Genomic DNA, 24801 nt, shown 5'->3' with positions numbered 1-24801 from the left:
TTACTCCTTTGCCTCGATCGGGGCGACATCGAACTGGTATTTGCAGATGTCCACGACGATCGCCGGCGTCAGCGAGCGGATACCGTGAATGCCCGACAGGCGGTCGAGCAGGAAATGCGCCAGGTCCTCGAAATCGTGCAGCGCCACCAGCATGTCGATATCATAGCGCCCGGTAACGATATGCACGGCAAACACTTCGGGCAATTCGGCCAGGTCGTGCGCGACATCGGATGCCGGCCGGCCATCGACTTCGGCCGCTATGCGCAACAGCACGCTGAACCCGTGGGCGGTAAAATCGGACACGGCGACCACGCGCAGCTGGTTGGCGTCTTCCATCCGCTTGATGCGGGTAGAGACCGTGGTTGCGGTCAGGCCCAGCCGTTCGGCGATCTGCTGATTGTTTGCGCGGCCATTCAGACGCAATTGCTCGACAATATTGAGATCGGTCGCGTCGAAACTGAAGGTTTGCGTCATAGGCCCCGGTGTATTTCCCGCAAGTATGCGTCCTTGCGGTTTGCGCATCGACCCGCGCGCCGTCAACTTCATTTTAGGGTGCGCGGTGTCTGGTGTCATTCCTGCAGAGACAGTTGCCGGGCCACATCGCGCACGGCGCCGGCTGCGCCGCGGATGGCCCCCTCGATATAGCCGACGCCGTTCGCATCGCCGACCGCATGAACATCGAAACCCGCCTCCCGCAAACTGTCGGCCAGCGTCAGATCGCCATGCGCGCCGCGCGCCACGATCACCGTTTCGGCCGGCACGGTCTGCTGCGTGCCTGCGGCATCGGTGAACGTGACACTGACCTTGCCGATCACGACATCGGTCGCGCCGCCATGCAGCCCCACGCCATGTTCGGCAAGTTCGGTCAGCAGGCGCATGCGTCGCACCAGCGTCAGCCCTTTGCCCAGACGCGGCGCCTCTTCGATCACATGCACCGTGCGGCCGCGCTCGGTCAGGAATTCGGCGAGCTCGATCCCGACCAGTTCGCCGCCGATGATCGCTACCGTACCGCCCAGCGGCATCCACGCATGCGTCGCCTTGCGCACCAGCGCGAGGTTCGACGTGGCGCCGGTCGCCGCGCCGACCTTGGTGGCCAGCCGCGTCAACAGCCCGGTCTTGCGCTTCAGCGCGTCGGTGTTTTCGCCCAGCATCATCGCGCGCATGTCATCGCCGGAAAATACATGGTCCTGCTCGTTACCGGGGATCGGCGGCATGTCGCGCACCGCGCCGGTGGCGACGATGACCTGGCTGATGCCGAGCGCGCGCAGCAGATCGGGCGTTGCCGGGGTCGACAGCCGTACATCGACGCCGCCGTCGGCGACTTCGCGGCGCAACCAGTCGAGCAGGCGCTCGTTGGGTTCATAGGCCAGGCTGGCAAAGCGCAAGGTACCGCCGAGGCGATCCGACTTTTCGAACAGCACGACCGGATAGCCCAGCGCGCGCAGGCGGCGCGCGGCCTCCATCCCGCCGGGGCCACCGCCGATCACGCCGATTTTTGCAGCACCCACCGGCGCCGGCAGCGGCGCGGCTTCGAATTCGTGCGCGAAGTCGGGATTGACAGCGCAGCGCGAAGGCTGGCCGGTGTAGATCGCGCTGACGCAGGTATAGCAATAGATGCACGGCCGCACGGTGTCGGGCTCGCCGCGCGCCAGTTTGGCCGGCAGGTGCGGGTCGGCCAGCAGTTTGCGGCCCATCGCGATGAAATCGGCTTCCCCCTTGCCGATCGTCGCATCGGCGGTGGGCACTTCGATCCGGCCCGATCCGATCACCGGGATCGACACCGCGCGCTTGATCGCGGCAGTGGCGGGCAGGTTGGTGTCTTCGAGATGGGGAATGTTTGATTCCGAATGCAGCTTGCCCACCGACGTGTCGTGATAGGCGGTAACGGTTATGGCATCGACGCCGGCGGCCTCGACCAGCCGGGCATTGGCTATGGCATCGTCGATCGTGATCCCGCCGGCCTTGCCCACTTCGCGCGAATCGAGCTTGATCCACACCGGATAATCGCGGCCCACTTCGGCGCGGATCGCCGCGATCACTTCGAGCGTCAGGCGCAGGCGGTTTTCAAGGCTACCGCCATAGCCGTCGGTGCGCGTGTTGGTATAAGGCGAAGTGAACGACGACAACAGATAGCCATGGCCGCCATGGATTTCGACACCGTCGAACCCGGCTTCTTTGGCGCGGCGCGCGCCGGCGGCAAATTGCGCGACGGCCAGATCGATGTCTGCCTGTTCCAGAACCTTGATTTCGGGCGGTTTCATGTCCGAAAACCCGGCCAGCTCTTCCATCAGGAAATAGTCGGTGAAATTGCCCTTGGCCACAGGCGGGACCGCCGGGCCCCACAGCGGATGCCCGTAGCGCGCGTGCGAATAGCCCGCGACAAACCCGCCATGGTGCAATTGCACCGCGATCTTGGCGCCGTGCGCATGCACGCGCGCGGTCAATTCGCGCAGGCCGGGCAGGAACCGGTCATCCGAAATCGCGGTCTGCCCCACCGCCACCGCGCCTACCGGCCAGGCGACTCCGGCCACCCCCGACACGATCAGCGCCACGCCGCCTTTCGCCTGCTCCTCGTGATAGGCTATCAGCCGCTCGCCGACCGTGCCGTCGTCTTCGGACAGGCTGACCCCCATGGCGGTGACAGCGATGCGGTTCTTCAGCGTCATCGTGCCGATGCGGCCGGGGGCGAGCAAATGGGGGTACAGGTTCGAGCGCATGGCTAAGGGTCCCTCGGGCGGCGGCGCACTTGCGCGGAAAAACCGCATATATCGTCTGAGTCTGGCATTTAACTTTGCCATTGCGTAATTCATGGTAGATCGGTCTACGATAATCAAGGAAAACCGGAGAAGGTGGCGATGCAAGACAGGCTGCGCGGTCGCGCAATCATGGTGGTGGGCGCGGGCACCGGGATCGGCGCAGCGACCGTGCGCCGGCTGTGCGACGAGGGCGCGCGGGTGTGTATTGCCGACATCAATCTGGCGGCGGCCGGCGACCTGGCGTCGCGCCTGGGCGCGGCGGGGCACGAAGTGCGCGCGGTCGCAGTCGATATCGCAGATGAAGCCTCGGTCGGTGCAGCCTTTGCCGAGGCCGTCCAGTGGCTGGGCAGCCTCGACGGGGTGCATGTCAATGCCGCCGATCTGCGCACGATCTTTGCCGACAGCGATGCGCTGCAGATCGACCTGGCGACATTCGACCGCACGATTGCGGTCAATCTGCGCGGGCATCTGCTGTGCGCGCGCGCCGCGCTGCCGCATCTGCTCGCCAGCGGGCGCGGCGCGATCGTGTTTACCACTTCGGATGCCGCCGATGCAGGCGAACCCGTCCGGCCAAGCTATGCCGTGTCGAAAAGCGGGCTCAACGCGCTGATGCGCCATCTTGCCAGTGCCTGGGGGCGGCAGGGGCTGACCGCCAATGCGGTTGCGCCGGGGTTTGTGCTGACCGAGGAAATGGTCGCCGGCGGGCAGGTACCGCCCGATTTCATTGCGCAGTGCCTGGCGGCGGGGCGCAGCCCGCGGCTGGGCCGGTCGGACGATATCGCGGCGATGGTTGCGCATCTGCTGTCCGAAGACGGCCGCTGGATCAATGGTCAGGTGTTTCGCGTCGACGGCGGCGCGATTCTGTAACCCGTTCGGGTGATGCGACCGGGAACCGCGCGCAGCACATCCGAGACAAGACAAAAGAAACGAGGACTGAAATGGACAGGAAATTGCGCTTTGCGGTGATCGGCGCGGGCATGGCGGGCATTCTCGCCGCGATCAAGCTCAAGGCACGCGGCGAGACCTTTACCGTGTTTGAAAAGACCGACCGCATCGGCGGAACCTGGCGCGAAAACCGCTATCCCGGGCTCACCTGCGACGTGCCGTCGCACGCCTATACCTACACGTTTGCCCCTTATGCCGAATGGCGCGCCAATTACGCGACCGGGGCCGAAGTCCAGGGCTATTTCGAACATGTCGTCGAAACATACGGCGTACACGACGACATCCGGTTCCATTCCGAGGTAACCGGGCTCGTCTGGGACGAGGCGCAGGCGCACTGGACGCTGACTCTGGCCGGCGGCGAAGCCCACGTGTTCGACGTCGTGATCTGTGCATCGGGCGTGCTGCACCATCCGCGCCTGCCCGATATCGAAGGGCTCGACAGCTTTGCCGGCGCGAAATTTCACACTGCGCGCTGGGACGACAGCGCGCCGATCGACGGCGCGCGCGTCGGCCTGGTCGGATGCGGATCGACCGGTGTGCAGATTGTCACGGCGCTGGCCAGCCGGGTCAAGAAGCTGGTGCATTTTCAGCGGTCGCCGCAATGGATCATGCCCGTGCAGCAGTTCGCGTTCAGCGATGAGCAGCGCGATGCGTTTCGCGCCGATACCGGGCTGATCGATGCAATCCGCTTTGGCGACGAATACCTTGGCAATGTGAAGCGGTTTACCGATGCGATCACCCATATCGACGGTCCGCTGATGAAGGCGGTCGAGGACATCTGCCTGCAGAACCTCGAAAATTCGGTGCGCGACCCGGTGCTGAAGGAAAAGCTGCGTCCGGATTACCGCGCCGCGTGCAAGCGCCTGATCTATTCGTGGTCGTTCTACGACGCGGTGCAAAACCCGGCGGTCGAGGTCGAAACCGGGCGGATCGCGCGGGTCGAACCGACTGGCGTGCGCATGACCGACGGCACGTTCCACGAACTGGATACGCTTGTGCTGGCCACCGGATTCCACGCCGACCGGTTTATCCGCCCGGCCGGCGTTACCGGGCAGAACGGGCTGACGCTCGATGCGTTCTGGGCGCGGCGGCCGACCGCGCATTATGCGATGACGCTACCTGGTTTTCCCAACTTCTTCATGCTCAACGGCCCGACCGGCCCGGTCGGCAATTTCTCGCTGATCGACATCGCCGAGCGCCAGTGGGACTATATCGACCAGTTGATCGACGTGCTGCGCCGGGGCGAGGGCCGCGCGGTCATGCCGACCACGACCGCACACGCCGATTACGAGGAACGGCGGATTGCCGCGGCAAAGACGACGATTTTCGGGTCGGGCTGCTCCAGCTGGTATCTCGATGCCGAGGGCGTGCCGGCGAGCTGGCCATGGTCGTATGACACATTCGTCGAAACGATGAGCAAGCCGAAGCTGGAGGAATTCGCGATCGCCTGAGTGGGCGATGCCTTTGGCAGGGGTGCCCCCTTGGTGAGGGGGCACCCGCCCGTAGCCCCCTCGTCATAGCATATATTGCTGCCATGACGGTGATTGCGTGGATGTAGCGCGGAAGGAATGGCGGGAAGTGGAGGATTGCGGATTGTCTGGTTTTGGGGCAAGAGGAGCATAAAAAGCGGACTTGAGAAGCGGCTATACGGCCCCACAAGAAACACTTATTCGACGCATCTAATCGCCTGATGTCATAGACTAGATCAACCGCGAAAGTTTAAATGGTCGGAAAGATGGAAAGAGCTTTGCAAAACTCTGAAGTCCTCTTGTCAGTTATCCGAATAATTCAAATGAATCTCGACCGAGGTGCACCATATATCTTAGCGATCGAGGGAAAAGGGTGCTCCGGGAAGAGCACTATCGCGAAAGAAATTGAGAGGAATCTCAGCGAGCAAGGGATAATTACGTCAACAATTCCTATTGATAATTTTTGTTTGCCGCGAGCCTTTCGCTATCGGGACGATAGTCCAATCGGCGAACAGGTTTACCGTTTTAATTTTGACTACGAATTGTTTGATAGACTGATCGTAGAAGCCAGAACGACAGGGCGCCTATCTTATAGGCATGACTACCTTAACGTTAAGACGGATACATACGATGGTCGCGCGATCTATAGCGTTTGTCCGGGGGGCGTTTTGATTGTTGAAGGTATCTTTGTTCTTCGACGCCACCTTATTCCACACTATAATCTAAAAATCTATGTTGATATTTCGGACGAAGATCAGATCGCCCGTGCACGCATTCGTGACATCGATAGGGGAAACTCGCAGTCTCAGATCGAATACAAGTATCATGAACGATATCGACCGAGCTATGACATGTTCTTAACAGAACATCGCCCCCAAGAAATTGCCGATCTTTTATTCCGCTCGCAGTGAGCGTAATATGGTACTTAAACAGCACAATAGCATCGGTGATTTCAGTAGAAACTGAGGCCGTTTCTCCTTTGGGTCAAATGGCTGCTCTGCCCACTCGCCCCGGCGTGCGCAGCATTGCAGGGCGTGAACGGTACCGACTGCAATCAGCGATCATCAACGCGCCATGCAACCTGCAAACTGGACGCTAGCGACGACTTTATCCGGCCCTTAATGAACGGCACGCGTCGGGGTTGAATGTTTGATGAACTAGTGACCGCTAGTGGGGCGTTTCCTGCTATTCGCAATCACATCAAGTATTGACCCGAATTGGTCCCCGCTGCCTACCCCCCAAGCGACGCGATCAACGCCACCAGTTCGGCCTGGCGGTGCACGCCGGTCTTGGCGAAGACCGAGCGCAATTGCACTTTGGCAGTGTTGTGCGCGATGCCGAGCGCCTGCGCGGTGTCGACCAGCGTCGATGCGCCGGTCAGCGCGGCGGCGAGCCGCGCTTCTGCCATGGTCAGGCCGAACAGGTCGCGCAAGGTTTGCGGGTCGGTGGTTTTTTCCGGGCCCGGCTGCGCAAAGAACAGCGCGAGCGCGCCGGTACCCGCATGGATCGCGGACAGGTCGAGCGGGCGCGCGGTGATCACCACATCGCCGTGCGCGGGGCGCTCGATACGAAACCGGGTCAACGGCGCGGCGGGGGTGCCTTCGCCCAGCAGCGCGACGATCGTGCGCTGGTGCTCGCTGCGCGCAAACACCAGTTCGTCGCCGCGCCGGCGCAGGCCTTCGTCTTCGCTCAGGATGCGGTCGGCCAGCGGGTTGGTCGATACGATCCGGCGGCTGCGGTCGAGCACCACGACCGCGAGGCCCAGCCCTTGCGCGGCGCTGTGGAACACGCCGTGTTCGGCGCCGGCGAATTGCAGCCGTTCGAACAGATCGACGGCGATCCGCAGATGGATCACCAGATCCTGCAGACGCCGGCGTTCGGCAGTGGTGAATTCGGGCAGGCTGACGTGGCGGCTGATGCGAAAGCGCGCCTCGAACTTGCGCGCAAAGTGCAGATCGATGCCCAGCACCTGATCGAACCCGCTGTCGCGCATGATCGCGCGGTATGCTACCGCATCGTGCGCGGGCAGGTTCGCCATGAATTCGGCGTAGCTGATCACTTGCCCGTCAGGCAGCCCCTGGAACGGGTCATCGGCAAACAGCGTGGCGGCGTATGTCGCGTTGAACGCGGCATCGGCGCCCGGCGTCAGGAATGTTGCAGGGTGGCGCCGGCCGGGGGTTGAAATGATGATCGTGGCAAAGCTGGCATCCATCCAGCGCGCCAGGTCTTCGAGGAAAGCCTGCCATGGCCGATCGCTCGCCACGCCGGCATAGAGCCGGGCGAGCAGGTCGGAATATGCGGGATCGATGGCACCGCCCATGCGTGGTGCATAGGCGGTGCCGCATAAGAGAGCCAGAACTTGGTTGGGATTGGGTGCGTTATTCAAGCCTGCGGTTACTGAGCCCCTCCCCTTCAGGGGAGGGGTGGGGGTAGGGGCTCACCCCACTCGCCGACGGTCATGCAAATGTGGGTTGTAGCCGATAGGCCCCACCCCCGGCCCCTCCCCTGAAGGGGAGGGGGACGGTCGCGCCGCGATATTATTCCGCCGCTTCGAGTTCGGACGCTTTTTCTTCCGCTTCCAGAGCGCGGAAATGCGGAATGACTTTTTCGCCGATGTTGCGGATCGTTTCCATGATGATGTCGTGCGGAATTCCGCCCATCTGGAAGATGAACAGGATCTCGTCGGCGCCGGCATCCTTCAACCGCTGGACATAGCGGATGCAATCGTCGGGCGTGCCATAGGCGTCCTGCGCAATGTTGTAGTTCGACAGGTGTTCGTCGCCGATCGGGATCGCCTCGTCGGACAGGAATGCAATCGTCGCCTGCTTGCCCGCTTCCAGCACTTTGGCATGGTCTTCGGCGGTCAGCTCTTCATCGACCGTCGGCTTGGGGCCGCCCTGGTACCAATAGCCGATCGATTCGGCGAAGAACCGCTGCCCACGCGTGCCGATCTTGCGCGCTTTTTCGCGATCGTCGAGCACGGTTGCGGCACACAGCGCGGCCAGATGCTCGGTCGGGCGAAAGCCGACCTGGTCTTCGGGTTTGCGCGTGCGGAACGCCTCGCGGTAGATCGCGTTCTTCCTGGCGATTTCCTCAGGGCCCGAAAAGCCGAGCACCAGCGCGCCCATGCCACGCGACCCGGCGGCGAGCAGCGTGTTTTCACGGGTGCAGGCCATGTACATCGGCGGATGCGGATCCTGATACGGGCTGGGGTGGATCGGCCGCTTGGGGATGGTGATGTATTTGCCGTGATGTTCGATCTCGTCCTGCACCATGATCTTGGGAATCAGGTACATCGCCTCGTCGATCATCGGCTGCAATTCGTCGAGGTCATAGCCGAACGTGCCCGATTCCTGCTGGGTGCCGCCTTTGCCCACGCCGAAATGCAGCCGGCCCTGCGACAGGATGTCGAGCGTGGCGATGCGTTCGGCGACCTTGACCGGATGGTTCATCGCCGGCGGCAGGCAGACGACACCGTGGCCGACATGAATGCGGCTGGTCGCGCCGGCGATGAATGCCAGCACGGTCTCGGGCGCGGACATGTGCGCGTATTGCGTCAGCGCGGTATGTTCGACGCACCAGATGCAGTCGAAGCCCATTTTCTCGGCGTATTTCGCCTGTTCGACGATCTGCAGGAACACCGCCTGTTCGTTGGCGCGGCTGCTGTCCACCATCTGCGCTTCATAGATGATCGAAAATTTCATCGCTCTCTCCCCAGGCGCCTGCATCGGGCGCAAACTGATTGATCGCATGCAGCGTACGCCCAAGCAGGGCCGCGCGCATAACCCGACCGGGTTATGCGGTTCCGCGCGGCGCGATCACGGCATGGATACCGATCGGGCGGCCCGGGTTACGCGTATTCGGGCCATAGCATCGAGGCCGCGCGGGTATCCAGATCGACCGCCCCGACGATACCCAGCGCCGCGCGCGCTTCGTCCAGCGGCAGGTGAAACGCATCCTCGAATTTGCGCATCCAGTACGGGCCAGACGCTTCGCCCACGGTCATGCCGCAGCGCATCGCCGCCAGCGCCGACGGAAACGCGGCGTGGTAATGCAGCCCGGTGCGCGAAATCAGGCGCAGCGCGCCGAGCACTTGGCCGGCGTTGATCAGCCCGACCAGCTCGGGATCGAGAAAGCGCGGCAGATTGCTCAGCCGCGTGAAATACGGGACGAGCTCGCCCAGGATGTCGAACCCGCCGCCGGTCAGGATATGTTCGAGATCGTGCGTCTGCCCGCTGCGCAGCGAGAAATACTGGAACTGGTTTTTCGGGACGAAGCGCGGCACGATATCGATCTCGAACCCGTTGTCGTGGATATAGCGGCCAAAGCGGTGGCCAAACGATCCTTCGGGATAGGCGAGCAGATCGGCCGTGGAAAAGCTTGAGGAAAACCCTTCGGCAAACCAGGCATCGAGCTCTGGCCAGCGCTTGCGTTCGGCGGTGAACAGCGCCTCGATCCGGTCGATATCGAACACATCGACCAGGATGCCGTACAGTTTGTGCGCGTCGTGCGTCGTCGGCGAATCCTTGCCGCTCTTGCGCAGGAACGCGGTCGCCAGCCAGTCGCGCAGGCGCGGCTCGTTGAGATAGTCGGACGAGCTGATCAGCGTGGTGCTTTCGGTGGTCAGCTTTTCGCCGCCGCGCGCGAGATAAGGAACCGGATCGGCCATCGCAAAATCCTTTACAGTTCGGCCGCGAGCGCGGCGGGAATACGGATTGGAAATTCGAGCAGATGCTGGCCCATGCCCTTGGCCGCAGGATCGAGCCGGGGCGACAGGTTGATGCCGCCGCCCTGCGCCTCGTCGACCACCAGGTTGACCGCGTGACAGCCGGGCGCATCATAGCGATCAACGCGGGCGTTATCTGGATCGGCAAAGAAATGGCGGTACCAGTCGGCGACGCTTTCTGGCGTCAGCGCGGCGCGGATATACGGCAGAAATTCAGGCCGGCGCGCGATCGCGGCGACATTGAACAGCCGCCCCTTGTCCCCGCTGCGCGCGAACGCCAGCGCGATCAGCGGGACGGTGACCGCATCGGCGCCGACATCGGGGGCGAGAGGTGCGGGCGCGGGGACGATCGTTGCCGGATCGAACCCGGGCACGACCGGATCGCTGAACGCAACCGCTTCGCCATCGAGCGTGACGCGCGGTTCGATCCCTGTGCGGCCGATCAGCGCGAACACCATGTCGGTCAGCGGCACGGCGCGCGGCGCGGCGATGATCGGCGCGATCGACGTGCCGGGTGCCATGTTCATGATCGCGGTCGTCTGTTCGCGGCCGAACAGCGCGGCGGCGGCCATCTGCGGATGATCGACGATGATCTTCAGCAGCACTTCGCGCGGGGCCAGCGGTTTTGCCCGCGCGCCATACCCGGCCTCGGTGCCGATGACTTCGACATATGTGCGCGTCCACGGGCCCAGGCCGCGTTCGCCGATCATCGCGGTCACGCGCTCGAGCAGCGCGGCGGCCTGGCGCTCGGCCTTGGCCACCGCGTCGATGCCGATGATCGGGATCAGCGCGGTCGAGCGCCACCCGGCGTCGACCGTCGCGCACAGTTTGAGCGTGACCGGCGCGGGATAGCCCTTTGCGCCCCAAACTTTTACGCGGTCCGGCCCCAGCTGTTCGATCTGCACCGTGCTGAAATCGCAGACCACGTCGGGCACGATATAGGCCTGCGGATCACCGACTTCGTACAACAGCTGTTCGGCCACGGTGCCGACCGACACGAGCCCGCCGGTGTGCGGCGGCTTGGTCATGACCACGCTGCCATCGGCATGGCATTCGCCGATCGGAAAGCCGATGTTCGCCCAGTCGGGCACGTCGCGCCAGTCGGTAAACGTGCCCCCGGTCACTTGCGCGCCGCATTCGAGCAAGTGCCCCGCCACCGTCCCGCCGGCGAGACGATCATGATCGGCCGCAGTCCAGCCGAACTCGTGGATCAGCGGCCCCAGGATCAGCGCGCTGTCGACCACGCGCCCGGTAATCACCACATCCGCGCCCGCATCGAGCGCGGCGGCAATCGGAAACGCACCGAGATAGACATGCAGGCTGGAAATGCCGGTATCGGGCAGCGGCCGCCCGTCGTACATGTCGCGCATGCCGCCGCTGCGCAGCTCGTCGGCGCGGCCCATCAGATCGTCGCCGGTGACCGTTGCGACCTTGAGCGCAATCCCCTTTTTCTGCGCATGGTCGCGGATCAGCGCGGCCAGTCCTTCGGGATTGAGCCCGCCGGCATTGGCCACGACCTTGATCCCGCGCGCCTTGATCGCGGCCAGGTGCGGCCCGATGTGCAGATCGACGAAATCGGGGAGGAACCCCGATTGCGGGTTCATCTTTTTCAGATAAGCGAACAGGCCCATCGCCCCTTCGCCCAGATAATCGAACACCAGATAATCGAGCTGCTCGGCCCGCAACAGGCCGGGCACGGCGATCTCGCTGTCATTCAAGGCTCCGCTGGCCCCGCCGATAAAGACCGGGCCCTGTGTTTGCGCGCGCGCCATCCTTGCTCCACCCTTTACGATTTAACCGGAATACTAGAAGCGATTTCAACGCATATCGAGCTTAAAATGCGCCATTGCGCGATAAATGCGTAATATCGCGGTTGCCTGGTGCCGCCTTGGCGCCAGGGCGCGCAAATTGCGCGCGTTGCAGGGCTTTTCAGCGCAATCGCGGTGGTCCAAGTGTGGCACGACGATGCTCACGAGGATGACACCATGACCAAGACTGTCCTGATCACCGGCGCCACTGCCGGATTTGGCGCCGCTGCGGCGCGGCGCTTTGTCGCGGGGGGATGGCAGATCATCGGCACCGGACGCCGCGCCGAACGGCTGGCCGCGCTGACGGAGGAACTGGGCGCCGACCGGTTTCATGCCGCCGCGTTCGATATCCGCGATGCCGCAGCGATCGATGCCGCCTTGGCAGCGCTGCCGCCGGCGTTCGCCGGAGTCGATTGCCTGATCAACAACGCCGGGCTCGCACTCGGCACCGGCCCGGCGCAGACCAGCTCGCTGAACGAATGGCAGACGATGATCGACACCAATGTCACCGCGCTGGCCACGATGACGCACCGCATCCTGCCGCTGCTGGTCGAACGACGCGGTGCGGTGATCAATCTCAGCTCGGTTGCGGCGAGCTACCCATATCCCGGCGGCAATATCTATGGCGGGACCAAGGCGTTCGTGCGCCAGTTTTCGCTGGGGCTGCGCAGCGATCTGATCGGCACCGGCGTGCGCGTCTGTTCGATCGAACCGGGCATGTGCGAAAGCGAATTCACGCTGGTGCGCACCGGCGGAGACCAGGCCGCCTATGACAAGCTGTATCAGGGCGCGCACCCGTTGCAGAGCGAGGACATCGCCGACACGCTGTTCTGGGTGGCGACCCAGCCGCCGCATGTCAATATCAACAGCATTGAGCTGATGCCGGTGAACCAGGCGTTCGGCCCGTTCCTGGTCCACCGCGACGCGAACTGAGCCGCACCCGCAACGGACACCCCGCAACGGACTAAAGGCGCCGTTTGCGACGTGAAATCATGGCAATCGCCCGCGCGGCGTTGCCTGCGCGCGCGCGCAGCCTACGTCAGGGCCATACAAGCGATGACAGGAGCAGGGCGATGAGCGGCGAATTTCCACAAGGCGCGGCGATCGTCTTTGGCGGCAGCGGCGGGATCGGGCGGGGCGTCGCGATCGAATTCGCCCGCGCCGGCACGGCCGTGGCTGTGGTCTACCGGTCGAAGCGCGACGTGGCGGAGCAAGTGGCCGATACTATCCGCGATTATGGCGTGGCGGCCAGCGTGCACGGTATCGATGTGTGCAACCGCGGTGAAGTCGTGACCGGGTTTGCCGAGGCGGTGGCCGCGCATGGCCGGGTGCATACGGTCGTGTGGGGGGCAGGGCCGGTTGTGCCGCAAGTGCGGATCGCCGATTGGGACGAGGCGATGTTTCGCCGATCCATGGAGATTGAGGCGTTCGGATTCAACAATGCGGTCCACACTGCGCTGCCGCATATGCGTGCAGCGGGCGGGGGCAGTTTCGTCCATCTCGGCAGCGCCGGGCACGACTGGTGGCCGGCGCTCGACGGGCTGTCGGTGGCGCCGAAGGCCTGCAACGAAGCGCTGATCAAGGGCATCGCCAAGGAAGAAGGCGTGAACGAAATCCGCGCCAATTCGATCCTGGTCGGGGTGATCGATGCGGGCCAGTTCAAGATCGGGCAGGAGGCGGGCACGTTTACCCCCGAATGGGAAGCGGCGGTCAAGGCGATGCTGCCGCTCAAACGCTGGGGCACACCGGAAGACATCGGGCAGGCGGCGGTGTTTTTCGCCGGACGGCGCGGCAATTACATCACCGGTCAGACGATTGCGGTCGCTGGCGGCTTCGGTGTCTGATCATCCACCCCACTTCCACAGATTGGGCCCGCGCCCGATTTCGCCGGGCGAAGCGGCCGATCGCGAGGCCTTGCGCCATCTGGTCGCGGCCTATGGCCATGGGATAGACCGGCGCGACTGGGCGCTGGTGCGCAGCCTGTATCACGACGATGGCATCGACGATCACGCGCCGTATTTTACCGGCTCGGCCGACGACTATGTCGCATGGCTGCCCGCCATGATGGTGAACTGGCGCGCGACCAGCCATGCTATGCTCAGCGCGCTGTATGTGTGTGACGGCGACCATGCGCAAGGCGAAGTGGTCGCGCGCGCCTGGCACCTGACCGCCGATGGCACGCGGCAATTCGTCGCCTGGGGCCGTTACGCCGACAAGTATGAGCGCCGCGATTGTGTGTGGCGCTTTGCCCACCGCTCGTTCATTCTCGATCATGCCGAGGATCTGCCCGCCGCAGCAGGCGACGATTTCGGCAGCGCGGGGGTGGGCACGGGCAGCGCCGGGCCCGATGATCCCGTCTACGCGCGGCTGCCGCTATTTGAATCGGAGAGAAAATCATGCCTGTGACAATCGAGGATCTGGCCGCGCGGCTTTCCGCGATGGAGGACAAGGATGCGATCCGCCTGCTCAAATCGCGCTATCTGCGCGCTTGCGACCTGAAACAGGTCGAAATGGTGCGCGACTGTTTCATCCCGACGGGCGTGCGAATCGCCTACCAGAATTTCCCGGTGTTTACCGATCGCGATGCGTTCGTCGCGGTGTTCGAGCAGATGGCGTGCCATGGCGGCGTCTATGACCTGCACCATGCGACCAACTGGGAAATCGATCTCGATGGACCTGACCGGGCACGCGGGCTGTTTTCACTGGCGTTCCGCACGATCCTGACCGGTCCCCGGCAGGTGGTGCGGCTGTCGGTAGAATACGAGGATATCTTTGTCCGCCAGGACGGGCGCTGGTGGATCGCCGAAACGGTGAGCAAAATCACGTCGATGCTGACCGAACAGATCGGCGAAGATGGCAGCGTGACAGTGGTCGTGCTGGGGGAGCCGGCGGCCTAGGACCTCTTCAAGCCTCGCCCATCAGGCGACGGCAATCACGTCACTCGCATGGGCACGCGAAAGACCAAACCCCGCTCGTCCTGAGCCTGTCGAAGGACGCGCGCCATGTTTGAATTGGCGCAGTTTTCATTCCTACTAGGCAGGTCACAGCGCGTGTGCTTCGACAGGCTCGGCATGAGCGGGCGTTTTTGAAATCGACTTTTGCCCCCTGAAGGGGTGTCCGGCAAAGCGCGATCTATCACGCCGGCACCGGTGTCGGCGCGCGTTGCGATCCGCGCACCACGCGGCCCGGGCGTGCGCCGGTCGAGTGGTCGTTGCGGCGGATCACGCGGCCGTTGACCACTGTCGCGACATAGCCGGCGGCGGTCTGGTCCAGCCGGCGGCCTTTGCCGGGCAGGTCATGGCGGATGACCGGAGCATGCAGCGTCAGCGCGGCCAGGTCGATCACATTGACATCCGCCTTGTACCCCGCGGCCAGTACGCCGCGATCGTGCAGCCCCATGACCTTGGCGGGCTTGGCCGACAGCGCATGCACCGTTTCGGCCAGCGACAGGCGCTCGCCCGCGCGGTCGCGCGCCCAGTACGTCAGCAGGAATGTGGGATAGCTGGCGTCGCAGATCGCCGCATAATGCGCGCCGCCATCGCCCAGGCCCATGACCACGTCGGTCCGCCGGATCAGCGGCAGCAGTTCGTCGAGCCGGCCCTGGTGAAAATTGCCCAGCGTATTCAGGATCATGCCCTGGCCGTCGCCCTCCATCATCGCGTCATAGGCGACTTCCTCGGGCGATCGCCCTTGCGCGCGCGCCAGCGCGGCAACGCTGGTTTCGGGCTCGTAGTTCGGCGGATCGCCGAACGGGAACATCCAGTTCCAGTCGCGTGTCATCATCGACAGCGGATGGCCGGGCTTGGGCATTTCGGCGATCAGCGCGGCGCGAAATGCCGGGTCGCGCAAATGCGGCAATTGCTCGGTCAGCGGCTTGTCGACCAGCGGCTGATACGACGGGCACAGGCAGAACGCATGCGTCGACAGCGCCCATCCCGAAATCATCCCGACCGGGCGGGGCAGGATCTGCGGCCAGATTTCGAGGCCGCGCGCGCGCGCCTCGTCCACCATTTGCAGCGCCGGATCCCAGATGCGTGGTCCGGCATTGCTGACCGCCATGGTAAAGGTCGCCGGGCGCCCGGCCAGTTCGGCAACGGCGAACAGCGCGGTCAATTCGTCTTCCCACGCGGTAAACGGCGCATCGAGCACCGCTTGGATCACGCCGGTGCCGGCATCGGACAGCGCGCCGGCGATCGCGTGCAGCTCGTTCACGTCGGCGCCGTAGGTCGGGATCACTTCGCCCGCCTTGGTGCGATGAATATTGAGCCGCGAGGTTCCGAACCCGATTGCGCCGGCGGCCAGCGCCTCGCTCGTGATCCGGCGCATTTCGGCCAGGTCGGCAGCCGTTGCCGCTTCGCGCGCGATTGCGCGTTCGCCCATGACCCACACGCGCAACGGGCTGTGCGGCAACAGGCAGGCGACATCGATATCGCGCGGCCGTCCCTCGAGCGCGGCCAGGTATTCGGGAAATGTCTGCCAATCCCACGGCAACCCTTCGGCCATGACGACGCCGGGAATGTCCTCCACGCCCTCCATCAGGCGGATCAGCGCGTGATGATCGGCAGTGCGGCACGGCGCAAAGCCCACGCCGCAATTGCCCATGACCACTGTCGTCACGCCGTGGCTCGAACTGGGTGACAGCTCCTGCGCCCACATCGCCTGGCCATCGTAATGCGTGTGAATGTCGACAAAGCCAGGCGTGACGATCAGCCCTGCCGCAGCGATCGTTTCGGCTGCGGTGCCGGAAAAATGCGGCCCTGTGTAGATGATGCGGTCATCGGCAATCGCGACATCGCCGATGAACGGCGCACCGCCGGTGCCATCGACCACCGTACCCCCGGCAATCAGCAGATCGGCGCGCATCATGCGGTCTCCAGCGAGAGCGCGGCGGGGGCGAGCAGGGGGCCCTGTTCGGCCCAGTAGGCACCGGCGGCATCGGTATCGACATCGACCGCGCCGCGCACGCCGAGCGCAGCACGCGCCTGCTCGAGCGGCAGGTGGAACACGTCTTCCAGTTTTGCCATGAACAGCGCGTCGCTATCCTGCCCCACGCGCATCCCGCGCTGGATCGCATCGACGCAGGTCGGCCAGACCTGTGGATAATGCAGCAACGTGCGTACGGTGTAGCGCAGCGATCCGAAAATCGACAGGATGCTCAATTCGGCCGCCAGCTCGGGATTGCGGATGTATTTGAACACATTGGTCAGGCGGTACCAATAAGGCACCAGCTCGCCCATGTAATTGAACCCGCCGCCGGTCAGGATGTGTTCGAAATCGTGCGTCTGGCCCGAGCGAACGTTGAAGAATTGAAGCTGGGTCTTGGGCTCGCTGAACGGTACGATCTGGATTTCGTAATTGCCGCCGGTCATCTGCGCGTGAAAAATCCCGCCCAGCGTTCCGGGCGCATACTGCGCAAAATCCTCGATCTTGTAGGTAGAGATGAACCGCGCCTCGAACCAGGCGTCGAGCGCGGGATTGGTGCGGCGTTCCTCGGTAAACATCGCCTCGATCGCGTCATGATCGCGCAAGGCGTCCAGGATCGGCAGGAATGCATACATTTCGGCGGGCGGGGGCATGTCGGCACCGTTGCGACGCAACAGGATCATCGCCAGCCATTCGCGCAGCGCCGGATTGTTGAGGTATTTCGACGACGACACGAGCACGCTCGACGGCGTTTCCACCGGCACCCAGCCGCGCGCGAGATAAGGCATTTCGGCCACGACAACACTCTCCAAGATCCGGTTTGCGATTTCGCAATACGCGGCCAAATTCAATCATTGACCGTGATTTGCGTCAAGGACTAATCACTGGTTTACGAAATAACAACGGGATGAGGATTCACGCGATGATCAATTATGGCCTCGAAGGCAAAGTCGCTCTGGTCACCGGCGGCGGAGGCGGCATTGGCCGCGCCACGGCGCTGGTGTTTGCATATTCGGGCGCGGCAGTGCTGGTCAGCGATGTCGATGCCGCAGCCGGCGCGCAGACCGTCGCGCAGATCGAGGCCGCTGGCGGCAAGGCCAGTTTCTTCAAATGCGACGTCAGCAAATCCGACGAAGTCAGGGCGATGGTCGCCGCTGCGGTCGACACTTATGGCGGGCTCGATTGCGCGTTCAACAACGCCGGCATCAACCGTCTGGGGGATGACGAATACGACGATGCGATCTGGGATCGGAACATGGGCATCAACCTGTCGGGCGTGATGCGGTGCATGCGCGAAGAGGCCGAGGTCATGCTGCCGCGCGGCGGCGGCGCGATCGTCAACACCGCCTCGATCAACGGCCTGGTCGGCAATCCCGGCCAACCCGCCTATGTCGCGGCCAAGCACGGCGTGGTCGGCCTGGCTCGCCACGGCGCTTTGCGCTGGGCGCAGAGCGGCATCCGCGTCAACGCGGTGTGCCCCGGGGTGATCGAAACGCCGATGACCGCACCGCTGTCCGCCGATCCCAAGATGAAAGCGCTGATCGACGGGATGACGCCGATGGGCCGCATGGGCACCGCCGATGAAATCGCGCAAGCGGTCGTTTGGCTGTGTTCACCTGCCGCGAGCTTTGTCACCGGGCATGCGCTGGTGGTCGATGGGGGCAATACCGCGCTCTGACAGACCCGAACCTCACCTCATCCCGGGTCAGGCCCGGGATGAGGATGGAATGTTCAGGCCAGAGCCGCCTTCAACTGCGCGCCGGCATGCGCGATCGCGGGCAGGGCGTCGGGCACCGCTTCGAACATCGAAAAGAACCCGTGGATCATGCCCGGCACCACTTCGCTGTGCACGCTGTTGCCCGCCGCGCGCAGGGCTTCGCCATAGGCCACGCCTTCATCGCGCAACGGGTCGTATTGCGCCATGTACAGGCTGGCCGGCGGCAGGTTCGACAGATCGGCTGTCGTCAGCACTGTAGCACCTTCGACATGGCCTTCGGATTGCGGGCCGAGATATTGCTGCCAGAACCAGTCCATCGCGTTCAGCGACAGGAAATAGCTACCCGAACCGTTTTCGCGGTACGATGCGGTGGTCAGGTCCTTGCTGGTGACCGGATAGATCAGCAGTTGATGGCGCAGCGCGGGGCCGCCCGAATCGCGCGCGCGGATCGCCACCGCAGTCGCGAGATTGCCGCCCGCACTGTCACCCCCGACGGCAAGGCGGCTACCATCGACGCCCAGATCGCGAGCGTGCTCTTTCGCCCACACCAGCGCCTCGAAACAATCGTCGAGCGGGCCGGGAAAGCGTGTTTCAGGCGCCAGGCGATAGCCGACCGACAGCACCGCCGCCCCGCTGGCCCGGGCAAGCGCACGGCAGGTGCCGTCATGCGTGTCGATCGTCCCGATCACCCAGCCGCCGCCGTGGTAAAAGACCAGCAGCGGCGGATTTTCGCCTGCGCCTTCGGGCAGATATAGCCGCGCGGGCAAAGTCCGGCCGGGCAGGTCGATTGTCATATCGCGCACCGACGCGACGGCCAGAGGGGCCGCCATCTGCATTGGCGTGTCCATGAGCGCGCGGACTTGGGTGCTGGTAATCGTCGCGTAATCGACCGGCGGCATCTGCGCGAAAAAACCGAGCAGCGCCTCGACCTGGGGATTGACCGTCATGATCCTGTCCTGTTCCTGGGCTTAACCGAATTGCGCCACGATCGTGCGCACGGCATTGGCGATATCGTGCCGACGATAGCCGAGCATCGCGGTTTCGCCAGCATCGGGTTCATATGAAATGAAATTGCCGCGTCCTTGCGGGATCGCCGCATCGGGCAGCAGCGGCAATTCCTGGTCGAGCGCTTCGACCTTCACGTCGCTGCGGCCGACCGCATCGAAGAACAGCTGAAAATACTGCGCGAACGACAGGTTTTCATCACCCACCAGATAGGCCGCGCCCGGCTTGCCGCGCTCCAGCGCCGCCTCGATCGCTTCGGACAGCGATTCGAACGACATGAAATTGGTGCCGCCGGTCGGTGCATAGGGCGGGATCGGGATCAGCCCTTTGGCCCATTGCGTATACGGTTCGAAAATAGCCGAGGGCAGACCCGGCACCGTCCCGACCATGAACGGTGCGTTGACGCTGATCACGTCGAAGCCGGGGCGCCCTTGCGCGCGCGCGCCTTCGCAGGCGGCCTGGCGCGACTGGATATAGACATTGTCCGCCACCAGTTCGGGCGCGGCCTGCGCATAGAAACTGCCGAGCTGGACCGCGCGCTTCACCCCGGCCTCGCGCGCGGCGGCGAAAAACGCAGGCAGTGCGACATGGTTGGCCTTGTGCAGCCAGGCGCCGAAATCCTCTCCCTGCGGCACATGGCGCGGGTCGTTGCCGGCGGCAAATACCACCCAGTCGAAACCGCGCAGCCGCTCGGTGGTGAAATCGCCCGAGACGAAATCGCCTTGCAGATAGCCGAGTTTGGCCAGGGGGGTGGCAGGATTGGCTCCGGTGCCGCGCCCGGTGATCGTGACATCGTGGCCTTTGGCCGCAAGGTGGAGCGCGGCATGGCCGCCAAGCGCACCGGTGCCGCCGATAACGAGAACTTTCATTGCGAACTCCCATGATAAAGTGGATTGGCCAGCGGCACGGGCGCCAGATCGGGGCTGCGGCGCAACATATTGCCGCCATCGACGGCGATGCACTGCGCGGTGACCCAATCGCTTTCGGGTCCGATCAGAAAGCGTACCGCGCCGGCCATGTCGGCCGCTTCGCCCAGCCGGCCGAGCGGATATTCGGGCAGGAACGCGGGCGTGGCGCCGTTGTCGAACATGTCCTGCGTGGCGCCCGATCGCGTCAGGCCGGGGCGGATCGCGTTGACGCGGATACCCGACGCGCCAAGCTCGTCGGCGGCCATGCGCACCAGCCCTTCGAGCGCGGCCTTGGCGATGTGATACGCGCCGAGGTGGCGGAAAGTCAGCACTGCGGCGCCCGATGACAGGCACACGATCGACCCGCCCGGGCGCATCAGCGGGGCGGCGTGCGCGATGACCGAGAATGCCGAAACGACATTGGTATCGAACGCAGCGCGCAGATCGTGCGCGGTATGTTCGATCAGCGGCTTGAACCCGCCGCCGCCGACCGTGGCGAACGCGCCATCCAGCCGTCCGTCGAGATCGTGTGCAGCCTGCGCCGCGCGGCCGACCGCGTCATCATCCATTGCGTCGCCGACAAACCCGTGCACACGCGCGCCGGGCACCGCATCGCAGATGCGCGCAATCACCGCATCGAGCCCCGGCGCGCGCCGTGCCATCAGCATCAATTGCGCGCCGTCGCGCGCCAGTTGCAGCGCGCAGGCCTCGGCAATCGCGCCCGTTGCGCCGGTGATGAGCACTGTCCGGCCCTGCAAGCCGGTCATGACGTCGCCCCGACTGCGTGAACCGGGCGCAATTCTTCCCAATCGACCGCCAATTCGCGCCGGGTAAATCGCCAGCCGGTGCCATCGCGCCGCCACTGGTCCTGATAACGAATCGCCCAGACCATCAGCATGTCGGGGCCGTCCTTTCCAGCCACGCGATGTTCGGCAGTCGAGCGCGTTTCGCCGTGCGCGGTATCGCCATCGATCACCGCATCGATATCGTGCACGACATGACGCGTCGCGACAAACGCATGGGCGAGGTAGTCGATCGAGCCCAGGTTGGCCTCGATCCCGGCAATCGCGAAGCCCGGTCCGACGATTTCGATATCGTCGCACAGCACCGCGCGCCACATCGCCTTGTCGCGCCGGTCGGCGCCGCGCGCATACGTCTCTGCGGTCAGGCGCAGCGCTGCCAGATCGCTCATGCCGCCACCCCCGGAATGACCAGGCCGTTGCCGCTGATCAGCGGCACGTTGGACCATTCGCCCTGCGGCGTGCGGTACCAGCCCGATGCGGCCAGCGCGCCGCCGTCGACATGGATCGCGGTCCCGGTCACCCAGCTGGCCAGCGGGCTGGCGAGATACAGCGCCGCGCCCGCGCAATCATTGGGGTGTCCGAACCGGCCCAACGGAATCCAGCGTTCCTCGTGCTTGCGGTTTTCAGGGGGAATCATGAAGTCGAGCGCAACTTGCGGCGTGTCGGTGGTCTCGGGCGCGATATCGTTGACGCGGATGCCTTCGGGCCCGAGTTCGAGTGCCAGGCTCTTGGTAAACCCGGTGATCGCCGCCTTGCCCGCGGCATAGATCGAGCAAAAGGGAATGCCGCGAAACGCCTCGATCGAGCTGACATTGATGATCGACGAACCGGGCGCCGCCTTGCGCAACAGCGGGATCATCGCATGGGTCATCCGCAGCAACTGGCCCAGGTTGATATCGAGCACTCCGTCGATTTCGGCCTCGTCCATCGTCGCAAACGGCTTGGCGTGCAGGAAATGCCCGACATTGTTGACCAGCACGTCGAGCCTGCCACTGTCGGCGGCAATCCGTTCGGCCAGCATCGCGGGCACGCCGCGCTGTGTGACATCGCAGCGGATCACCCGCGCGCCGGGCAGTTCGGCCTCGACCGCATCGGCGCGCACGGGATCGATTTCGGCAATGACCAGCCGCGCGCCGGCCTCGGCAAACCCCTGCGCGATGGCGCGGCCAATGCCGACGCCGCCGCCGGTCACGAGCACGGTCTTGCCGGTGAAATCGAGCAATGTGTGCAACGCGTTTTGCGTTTGTGTCACGGTACGTCCCCTCGATTGTGTGTCAGTAGACTGCGGCCGGGTTCTTGCTGCGCGGCGAACCCAGCATCGCGCGGTGCGAAGGCGGCTGCTTGCCCCGGTCGCTGACACCCAGGTCCTGCGCGATTTCGGCGACGACCAGGGTTTCGCCCGACAATGTGTCGCGATTGGGCGCGCGGTCGATCGCGTCGATCACGTGTGCGGAAAATTCGGGATTTTCCGCCATCGCGAGAAAGCCCTCGTACTGTTCGGGATTGGTCCCGGCGGCGATCTGCGAGCGTTCGGTGATCTGCATGCCCAGCCACAGCGACACCGCGACGACCCCGCTGCCGCGCAGATCGTGCTCCATATCGTGCGCCATCTTGTCGAGCCCGGCCTTTTGCGCGCCATAAGCGGGCCCGTGCATATAGCAGCTGGCGCCGAACGAGCTGGTCATCGCGATCAGGCCCGACCCTTGCGGCACCATGATCTGCGCCGCGTGCCAGCTGGCCACATAAGCCGAGCGCAAGCCGACATCGAGGATGTTCTGCGCGGCCAGGTCTTTCTCCCAGAACGGCTTTTTCTCGATCAGCTGGTCGTGGATGAACGCCGCATTGTTGACCAGCACGTCGAGCCGCCCGGCTTCGCTGCGGATCTGGTCGAACAGCCGCGCCACGGCTGCATCATCGCCATGGTCGCACACCACGGGAATGCCCTTGCCGCCCAACTCGGTGATTTTCGCGGCGGTCTCGGCGACTGTTCCGGGCAGCACCGACCCATCCCAGCCGCGCGCGTCGCCCGGCGTGATCGTGCGGCCGGTGACATAGACGGTATAGCCCATTTCGCCGAATCCCCGGGCAATCCCGGCGCCCGCTCCGCGACTGGCGCCGGTAACCAGCGCGACTTTTGCTTGGCTCATGTTCGATCCTCAATGCGTGGTGATGGGACAGACGATATCGGGCCCGCGCTGGCGAAAGGCCAACGGAGTGAGCCCGGTTGACCGGCGAAACGCGCGGGCAAAGCTGTTGGCATGCGCAAAGCCGCAGGCGGCAGCGATGGCCTTGATCGGATGGTCGTGCGTTTCGAGCAGGCGCTTGGCCTGTTCGATCCGCGCGTTCTCGATGTAATCGGCCACGGTCGCGCCGGTCAGTGCCAGGAACTGCCGATGCAGGTGCCGCGTGCTGATCCCGCACAGCGCGGCCAGTTCGGCAACGCCCGGCACGGGGCCGCTGCGCCCCAGCCGCTCGCGAATGCGGCGGAACTGCCACGCGGCCAGCCGCCCGGTGGTCTGCGGCGCGGCGGGCGCCGCGATCAGGCGCGCAAATTCGATCGCGATCAGATCGACCAGCGCCGCGATCGCTTCGCCCGACCGATCGACCGGATTGATCAACTCGCGGCGCAGCAACTGCATCAGCGAGCGCAGCGCCTCGTTGCGGATCGCCAGCAAGGCCTTGATCATATCGGCGCCCGGGCGCGGATGCGCGGCCATCAGCGCGCGCGCCCGTTCGCCCGAAAACACGCAGCGCACCACGCGGATATGCCCGCCTTCGGACCGGCCGCCGATCTGCACGCCCGGCCAGCGCACGAACAGCGAGCCCATGTGGCAGCGCCGCGCGGGATCGATCTCGGGCAGGCACGCCGACGCTTCGGCGGCGAGCGGCGGGATCGCCATCTCGATCATCAGATCGGTTTCGGTGCGGATGAAATCGAACATCGTCGGCCAGTGCCACTCGACCAGCTCGGCGCGCCCGCCAGGCGTTTGATGCTGCGCGAGCACGACTGGATCATTCTGGGTCATGCGGCACCGAAATCGTACTGACTGGTTGGCATCACATCGACGCGCGCAAAATCGATGAACCCGGCGCAGCTGTCCATCATCGTTGCCAGGTTGGCCTCAAACTTCGGCTGATTGCCCACCGCGTCGAAGAACACCTGCGGCTGGTCGAGCGCGGTTGCGGGAAAGCATTCCTCGACGAACGCGTCGTAGGCCGGGGCGCCCGCGGTCAACGGGCGCACGATCAGGTTTTGCACATATTCGAAATTGGACTGGGTCTCGATCGCCACGCGCGTGTGATGGCCGTGCCAGTGATCGATCGCGGCGGCGCGGGCCATGTCGGGGCGAAAGGTGATGAAACTGGCCTGGCTCCAGCCCCAGGTCCGCTGGCCCGGTTGCGGCGCATGGTCGGTGTTGGCGATGATCGTCGATTCGGCGACCAGATACAGCGCGAAATGCGCGCTATGCGCGGCGAGCGCGGCATCGATATCGCCGCGAAACCGGGCATTGGCCGACGGCAGCCAGAACTGCACGATGGCATCCTGCTGCGGCGCCTGCCACGCTTGCACCAGCGCGGCGCCGGCCGCGACATCGGCGTCGCGCACGTTGATGCGGACCCGGCTGACGCCTGCATCCCGCAACGCACCCGGCAGCCCGCGCAACAGGCGCTCGGCGTAGTCGGCAGCCGGCTCGTCTGCGGGTGCCCACAGCGCGGCGATAACCTTTTCCATGTGCCGTC

Annotated in this window: 24 protein-coding genes; 8 read left to right on the top strand and 16 right to left on the bottom strand. The window is 64.5% G+C overall.

The annotated features are described in order from the left end of the window. Nucleotides 1-474: an Lrp/AsnC family transcriptional regulator gene (locus ACOOE2_RS13550; protein WP_420383518.1), complete on the bottom strand. Its 474-nt coding sequence runs from the start codon at nt 472-474 to the stop codon at nt 1-3. Between the two features lie 95 nt (nt 475-569). After that, entirely contained in the window at nt 570-2717 is a 2148-nt protein-coding gene (locus ACOOE2_RS13545; RefSeq protein WP_420383517.1) for an FAD-dependent oxidoreductase, read from the bottom strand. A gap of 138 nt (nt 2718-2855) precedes the next feature. Between ACOOE2_RS13545 and ACOOE2_RS13540 the strand changes: the two genes are divergently transcribed. The 3 genes from ACOOE2_RS13540 (at nt 2856) to ACOOE2_RS13530 (ending at nt 6081) form a co-directional block, all read left to right on the top strand. Further along, nucleotides 2856-3623 carry an SDR family NAD(P)-dependent oxidoreductase gene (locus ACOOE2_RS13540; RefSeq protein ID WP_420383516.1) on the top strand — a complete coding sequence of 256 codons (768 nt, stop codon included), beginning with the start codon at nt 2856-2858 and terminating at the stop codon, nt 3621-3623. 71 nt (nt 3624-3694) lie between these two features. Then, complete coding sequence (locus ACOOE2_RS13535; RefSeq protein ID WP_420383515.1) at nt 3695-5152, top strand: flavin-containing monooxygenase; 1458 nt, start codon at nt 3695-3697, stop codon at nt 5150-5152. A gap of 272 nt (nt 5153-5424) precedes the next feature. After that, a complete protein-coding gene (locus tag ACOOE2_RS13530; protein ID WP_420383514.1) occupies nt 5425-6081 on the top strand; it encodes a hypothetical protein in 657 nt (218 codons plus the stop codon). A 320-nt stretch (nt 6082-6401) separates the two neighbouring features. On the opposite strand, the gene ACOOE2_RS13525 is transcribed toward ACOOE2_RS13530, so the two are convergent. The 4 genes from ACOOE2_RS13525 to ACOOE2_RS13510 form a co-directional block, all read right to left on the bottom strand. Continuing rightward, nucleotides 6402-7490, bottom strand: coding sequence for a helix-turn-helix transcriptional regulator (locus tag ACOOE2_RS13525; protein ID WP_420383513.1), 1089 nt, complete (start codon nt 7488-7490; stop codon nt 6402-6404). A 217-nt stretch (nt 7491-7707) separates the two neighbouring features. Further along, the gene (locus tag ACOOE2_RS13520) at nt 7708-8874 is read right to left on the bottom strand and encodes an LLM class flavin-dependent oxidoreductase (RefSeq protein WP_420383512.1); all 1167 of its coding nucleotides are present in this window, start codon (nt 8872-8874) and stop codon (nt 7708-7710) included. Between the two features lie 146 nt (nt 8875-9020). Then, nucleotides 9021-9839, bottom strand: coding sequence for a Coq4 family protein (locus ACOOE2_RS13515; RefSeq protein WP_420383511.1), 819 nt, complete (start codon nt 9837-9839; stop codon nt 9021-9023). Between the two features lie 11 nt (nt 9840-9850). Next, the gene (locus ACOOE2_RS13510; protein ID WP_420383510.1) at nt 9851-11668 is read right to left on the bottom strand and encodes an acyclic terpene utilization AtuA family protein; all 1818 of its coding nucleotides are present in this window, start codon (nt 11666-11668) and stop codon (nt 9851-9853) included. Between the two features lie 213 nt (nt 11669-11881). On the opposite strand from ACOOE2_RS13510, the gene ACOOE2_RS13505 reads away from it, so the two are divergent. The 4 genes from ACOOE2_RS13505 (at nt 11882) to ACOOE2_RS13490 (ending at nt 14601) form a co-directional block, all read left to right on the top strand. Continuing rightward, nucleotides 11882-12637 (top strand): SDR family NAD(P)-dependent oxidoreductase, encoded by a 756-nt coding sequence (locus tag ACOOE2_RS13505; protein ID WP_420383509.1) that lies wholly within the window; start codon nt 11882-11884, stop codon nt 12635-12637. A 140-nt stretch (nt 12638-12777) separates the two neighbouring features. After that, nucleotides 12778-13548, top strand: a complete 771-nt coding sequence (locus ACOOE2_RS13500) for an SDR family NAD(P)-dependent oxidoreductase (protein WP_420383508.1) — start codon at nt 12778-12780, stop codon at nt 13546-13548. Continuing rightward, entirely contained in the window at nt 13541-14110 is a 570-nt protein-coding gene (locus ACOOE2_RS13495; protein WP_420383507.1) for a nuclear transport factor 2 family protein, read from the top strand. The genes ACOOE2_RS13500 and ACOOE2_RS13495 overlap by 8 nt, the downstream gene beginning before the upstream one ends. Beyond that, nucleotides 14101-14601, top strand: a complete 501-nt coding sequence (locus ACOOE2_RS13490) for a nuclear transport factor 2 family protein (protein ID WP_420383506.1) — start codon at nt 14101-14103, stop codon at nt 14599-14601. The genes ACOOE2_RS13495 and ACOOE2_RS13490 overlap by 10 nt, the downstream gene beginning before the upstream one ends. 238 nt (nt 14602-14839) lie before the next feature. Here ACOOE2_RS13490 and ACOOE2_RS13485 read toward each other — a convergent pair whose 3' ends face one another. Together ACOOE2_RS13485 and ACOOE2_RS13480 are read right to left on the bottom strand one after the other, a co-directional pair. Continuing rightward, the gene (locus ACOOE2_RS13485; protein WP_420383505.1) at nt 14840-16570 is read right to left on the bottom strand and encodes an N-acyl-D-amino-acid deacylase family protein; all 1731 of its coding nucleotides are present in this window, start codon (nt 16568-16570) and stop codon (nt 14840-14842) included. Then, a complete protein-coding gene (locus ACOOE2_RS13480; RefSeq protein WP_420384615.1) occupies nt 16567-17415 on the bottom strand; it encodes a hypothetical protein in 849 nt (282 codons plus the stop codon). The genes ACOOE2_RS13485 and ACOOE2_RS13480 overlap by 4 nt, the downstream gene beginning before the upstream one ends. A gap of 134 nt (nt 17416-17549) precedes the next feature. Between ACOOE2_RS13480 and ACOOE2_RS13475 the strand changes: the two genes are divergently transcribed. Next, nucleotides 17550-18305, top strand: a complete 756-nt coding sequence (locus ACOOE2_RS13475) for an SDR family oxidoreductase (RefSeq protein WP_420383504.1) — start codon at nt 17550-17552, stop codon at nt 18303-18305. A 53-nt stretch (nt 18306-18358) separates the two neighbouring features. Here the strand turns inward: ACOOE2_RS13475 and estDL136 are convergent, their stop codons facing one another. Genes estDL136 through ACOOE2_RS13435 form a run of 8 tightly spaced genes read right to left on the bottom strand, consistent with a single transcriptional unit; the run spans nt 18359 to nt 24793 of the window. After that, the gene (gene estDL136 / locus ACOOE2_RS13470) at nt 18359-19291 is read right to left on the bottom strand and encodes a chloramphenicol hydrolase (RefSeq protein ID WP_420383503.1); all 933 of its coding nucleotides are present in this window, start codon (nt 19289-19291) and stop codon (nt 18359-18361) included. A gap of 21 nt (nt 19292-19312) precedes the next feature. Further along, nucleotides 19313-20218, bottom strand: a complete 906-nt coding sequence (locus tag ACOOE2_RS13465; protein WP_420383502.1) for an NAD-dependent epimerase/dehydratase family protein — start codon at nt 20216-20218, stop codon at nt 19313-19315. Continuing rightward, entirely contained in the window at nt 20215-21024 is an 810-nt protein-coding gene (locus ACOOE2_RS13460) for an SDR family NAD(P)-dependent oxidoreductase (RefSeq protein WP_420383501.1), read from the bottom strand. Before ACOOE2_RS13460 ends, ACOOE2_RS13465 begins: the two co-directional genes overlap by 4 nt. Then, entirely contained in the window at nt 21021-21449 is a 429-nt protein-coding gene (locus ACOOE2_RS13455) for a nuclear transport factor 2 family protein (RefSeq protein ID WP_420383500.1), read from the bottom strand. Before ACOOE2_RS13455 ends, ACOOE2_RS13460 begins: the two co-directional genes overlap by 4 nt. Beyond that, entirely contained in the window at nt 21446-22312 is an 867-nt protein-coding gene (locus ACOOE2_RS13450) for an SDR family NAD(P)-dependent oxidoreductase (protein WP_420383499.1), read from the bottom strand. The genes ACOOE2_RS13455 and ACOOE2_RS13450 overlap by 4 nt, the downstream gene beginning before the upstream one ends. Nucleotides 22313-22334: 22 nt before the next feature. Next, on the bottom strand, nt 22335-23207 hold the full coding sequence (locus ACOOE2_RS13445) for an SDR family NAD(P)-dependent oxidoreductase (protein WP_420383498.1): 873 nt from the start codon (nt 23205-23207) through the stop codon (nt 22335-22337). A gap of 9 nt (nt 23208-23216) precedes the next feature. Further along, a complete protein-coding gene (locus ACOOE2_RS13440) occupies nt 23217-24086 on the bottom strand; it encodes a helix-turn-helix transcriptional regulator (RefSeq protein ID WP_420383497.1) in 870 nt (289 codons plus the stop codon). Further along, the gene (locus ACOOE2_RS13435) at nt 24083-24793 is read right to left on the bottom strand and encodes an EthD domain-containing protein (RefSeq protein ID WP_420383496.1); all 711 of its coding nucleotides are present in this window, start codon (nt 24791-24793) and stop codon (nt 24083-24085) included. The genes ACOOE2_RS13440 and ACOOE2_RS13435 overlap by 4 nt, the downstream gene beginning before the upstream one ends. Nucleotides 24794-24801: the final 8 nt, after the last annotated feature.

Source organism: Novosphingobium sp. (genome assembly GCF_965214355.1).
Lineage (GTDB): Bacteria > Pseudomonadota > Alphaproteobacteria > Sphingomonadales > Sphingomonadaceae > Novosphingobium.
Note: the sequence above shows the minus strand (reverse complement) of the source record. Positions and strands in the feature narration are given on the sequence as shown.

Coding starts and splice junctions, on each gene's coding strand:
- ACOOE2_RS13505 (WP_420383509.1), top strand. CDS start 11,882: ATGACCAAGACTGTCCTGATCACCGGCGCCACTGCCGGATTTGGCGCC.
- ACOOE2_RS13435 (WP_420383496.1), bottom strand. CDS start 24,793: ATGGAAAAGGTTATCGCCGCGCTGTGGGCACCCGCAGACGAGCCGGCT.
- ACOOE2_RS13530 (WP_420383514.1), top strand. CDS start 5,425: ATGGTCGGAAAGATGGAAAGAGCTTTGCAAAACTCTGAAGTCCTCTTG.
- ACOOE2_RS13480 (WP_420384615.1), bottom strand. CDS start 17,415: ATGCCTTATCTCGCGCGCGGCTGGGTGCCGGTGGAAACGCCGTCGAGC.
- ACOOE2_RS13540 (WP_420383516.1), top strand. CDS start 2,856: ATGCAAGACAGGCTGCGCGGTCGCGCAATCATGGTGGTGGGCGCGGGC.
- ACOOE2_RS13510 (WP_420383510.1), bottom strand. CDS start 11,668: ATGGCGCGCGCGCAAACACAGGGCCCGGTCTTTATCGGCGGGGCCAGC.
- ACOOE2_RS13545 (WP_420383517.1), bottom strand. CDS start 2,717: ATGCGCTCGAACCTGTACCCCCATTTGCTCGCCCCCGGCCGCATCGGC.
- ACOOE2_RS13475 (WP_420383504.1), top strand. CDS start 17,550: ATGATCAATTATGGCCTCGAAGGCAAAGTCGCTCTGGTCACCGGCGGC.
- ACOOE2_RS13490 (WP_420383506.1), top strand. CDS start 14,101: ATGCCTGTGACAATCGAGGATCTGGCCGCGCGGCTTTCCGCGATGGAG.
- ACOOE2_RS13445 (WP_420383498.1), bottom strand. CDS start 23,207: ATGAGCCAAGCAAAAGTCGCGCTGGTTACCGGCGCCAGTCGCGGAGCG.
- ACOOE2_RS13455 (WP_420383500.1), bottom strand. CDS start 21,449: ATGAGCGATCTGGCAGCGCTGCGCCTGACCGCAGAGACGTATGCGCGC.
- ACOOE2_RS13525 (WP_420383513.1), bottom strand. CDS start 7,490: ATGGGCGGTGCCATCGATCCCGCATATTCCGACCTGCTCGCCCGGCTC.
- ACOOE2_RS13535 (WP_420383515.1), top strand. CDS start 3,695: ATGGACAGGAAATTGCGCTTTGCGGTGATCGGCGCGGGCATGGCGGGC.
- estDL136 (WP_420383503.1), bottom strand. CDS start 19,291: ATGACGGTCAATCCCCAGGTCGAGGCGCTGCTCGGTTTTTTCGCGCAG.
- ACOOE2_RS13500 (WP_420383508.1), top strand. CDS start 12,778: ATGAGCGGCGAATTTCCACAAGGCGCGGCGATCGTCTTTGGCGGCAGC.
- ACOOE2_RS13440 (WP_420383497.1), bottom strand. CDS start 24,086: ATGACCCAGAATGATCCAGTCGTGCTCGCGCAGCATCAAACGCCTGGC.
- ACOOE2_RS13515 (WP_420383511.1), bottom strand. CDS start 9,839: ATGGCCGATCCGGTTCCTTATCTCGCGCGCGGCGGCGAAAAGCTGACC.
- ACOOE2_RS13550 (WP_420383518.1), bottom strand. CDS start 474: ATGACGCAAACCTTCAGTTTCGACGCGACCGATCTCAATATTGTCGAG.
- ACOOE2_RS13520 (WP_420383512.1), bottom strand. CDS start 8,874: ATGAAATTTTCGATCATCTATGAAGCGCAGATGGTGGACAGCAGCCGC.
- ACOOE2_RS13465 (WP_420383502.1), bottom strand. CDS start 20,218: ATGAAAGTTCTCGTTATCGGCGGCACCGGTGCGCTTGGCGGCCATGCC.
- ACOOE2_RS13460 (WP_420383501.1), bottom strand. CDS start 21,024: ATGACCGGCTTGCAGGGCCGGACAGTGCTCATCACCGGCGCAACGGGC.
- ACOOE2_RS13485 (WP_420383505.1), bottom strand. CDS start 16,570: ATGATGCGCGCCGATCTGCTGATTGCCGGGGGTACGGTGGTCGATGGC.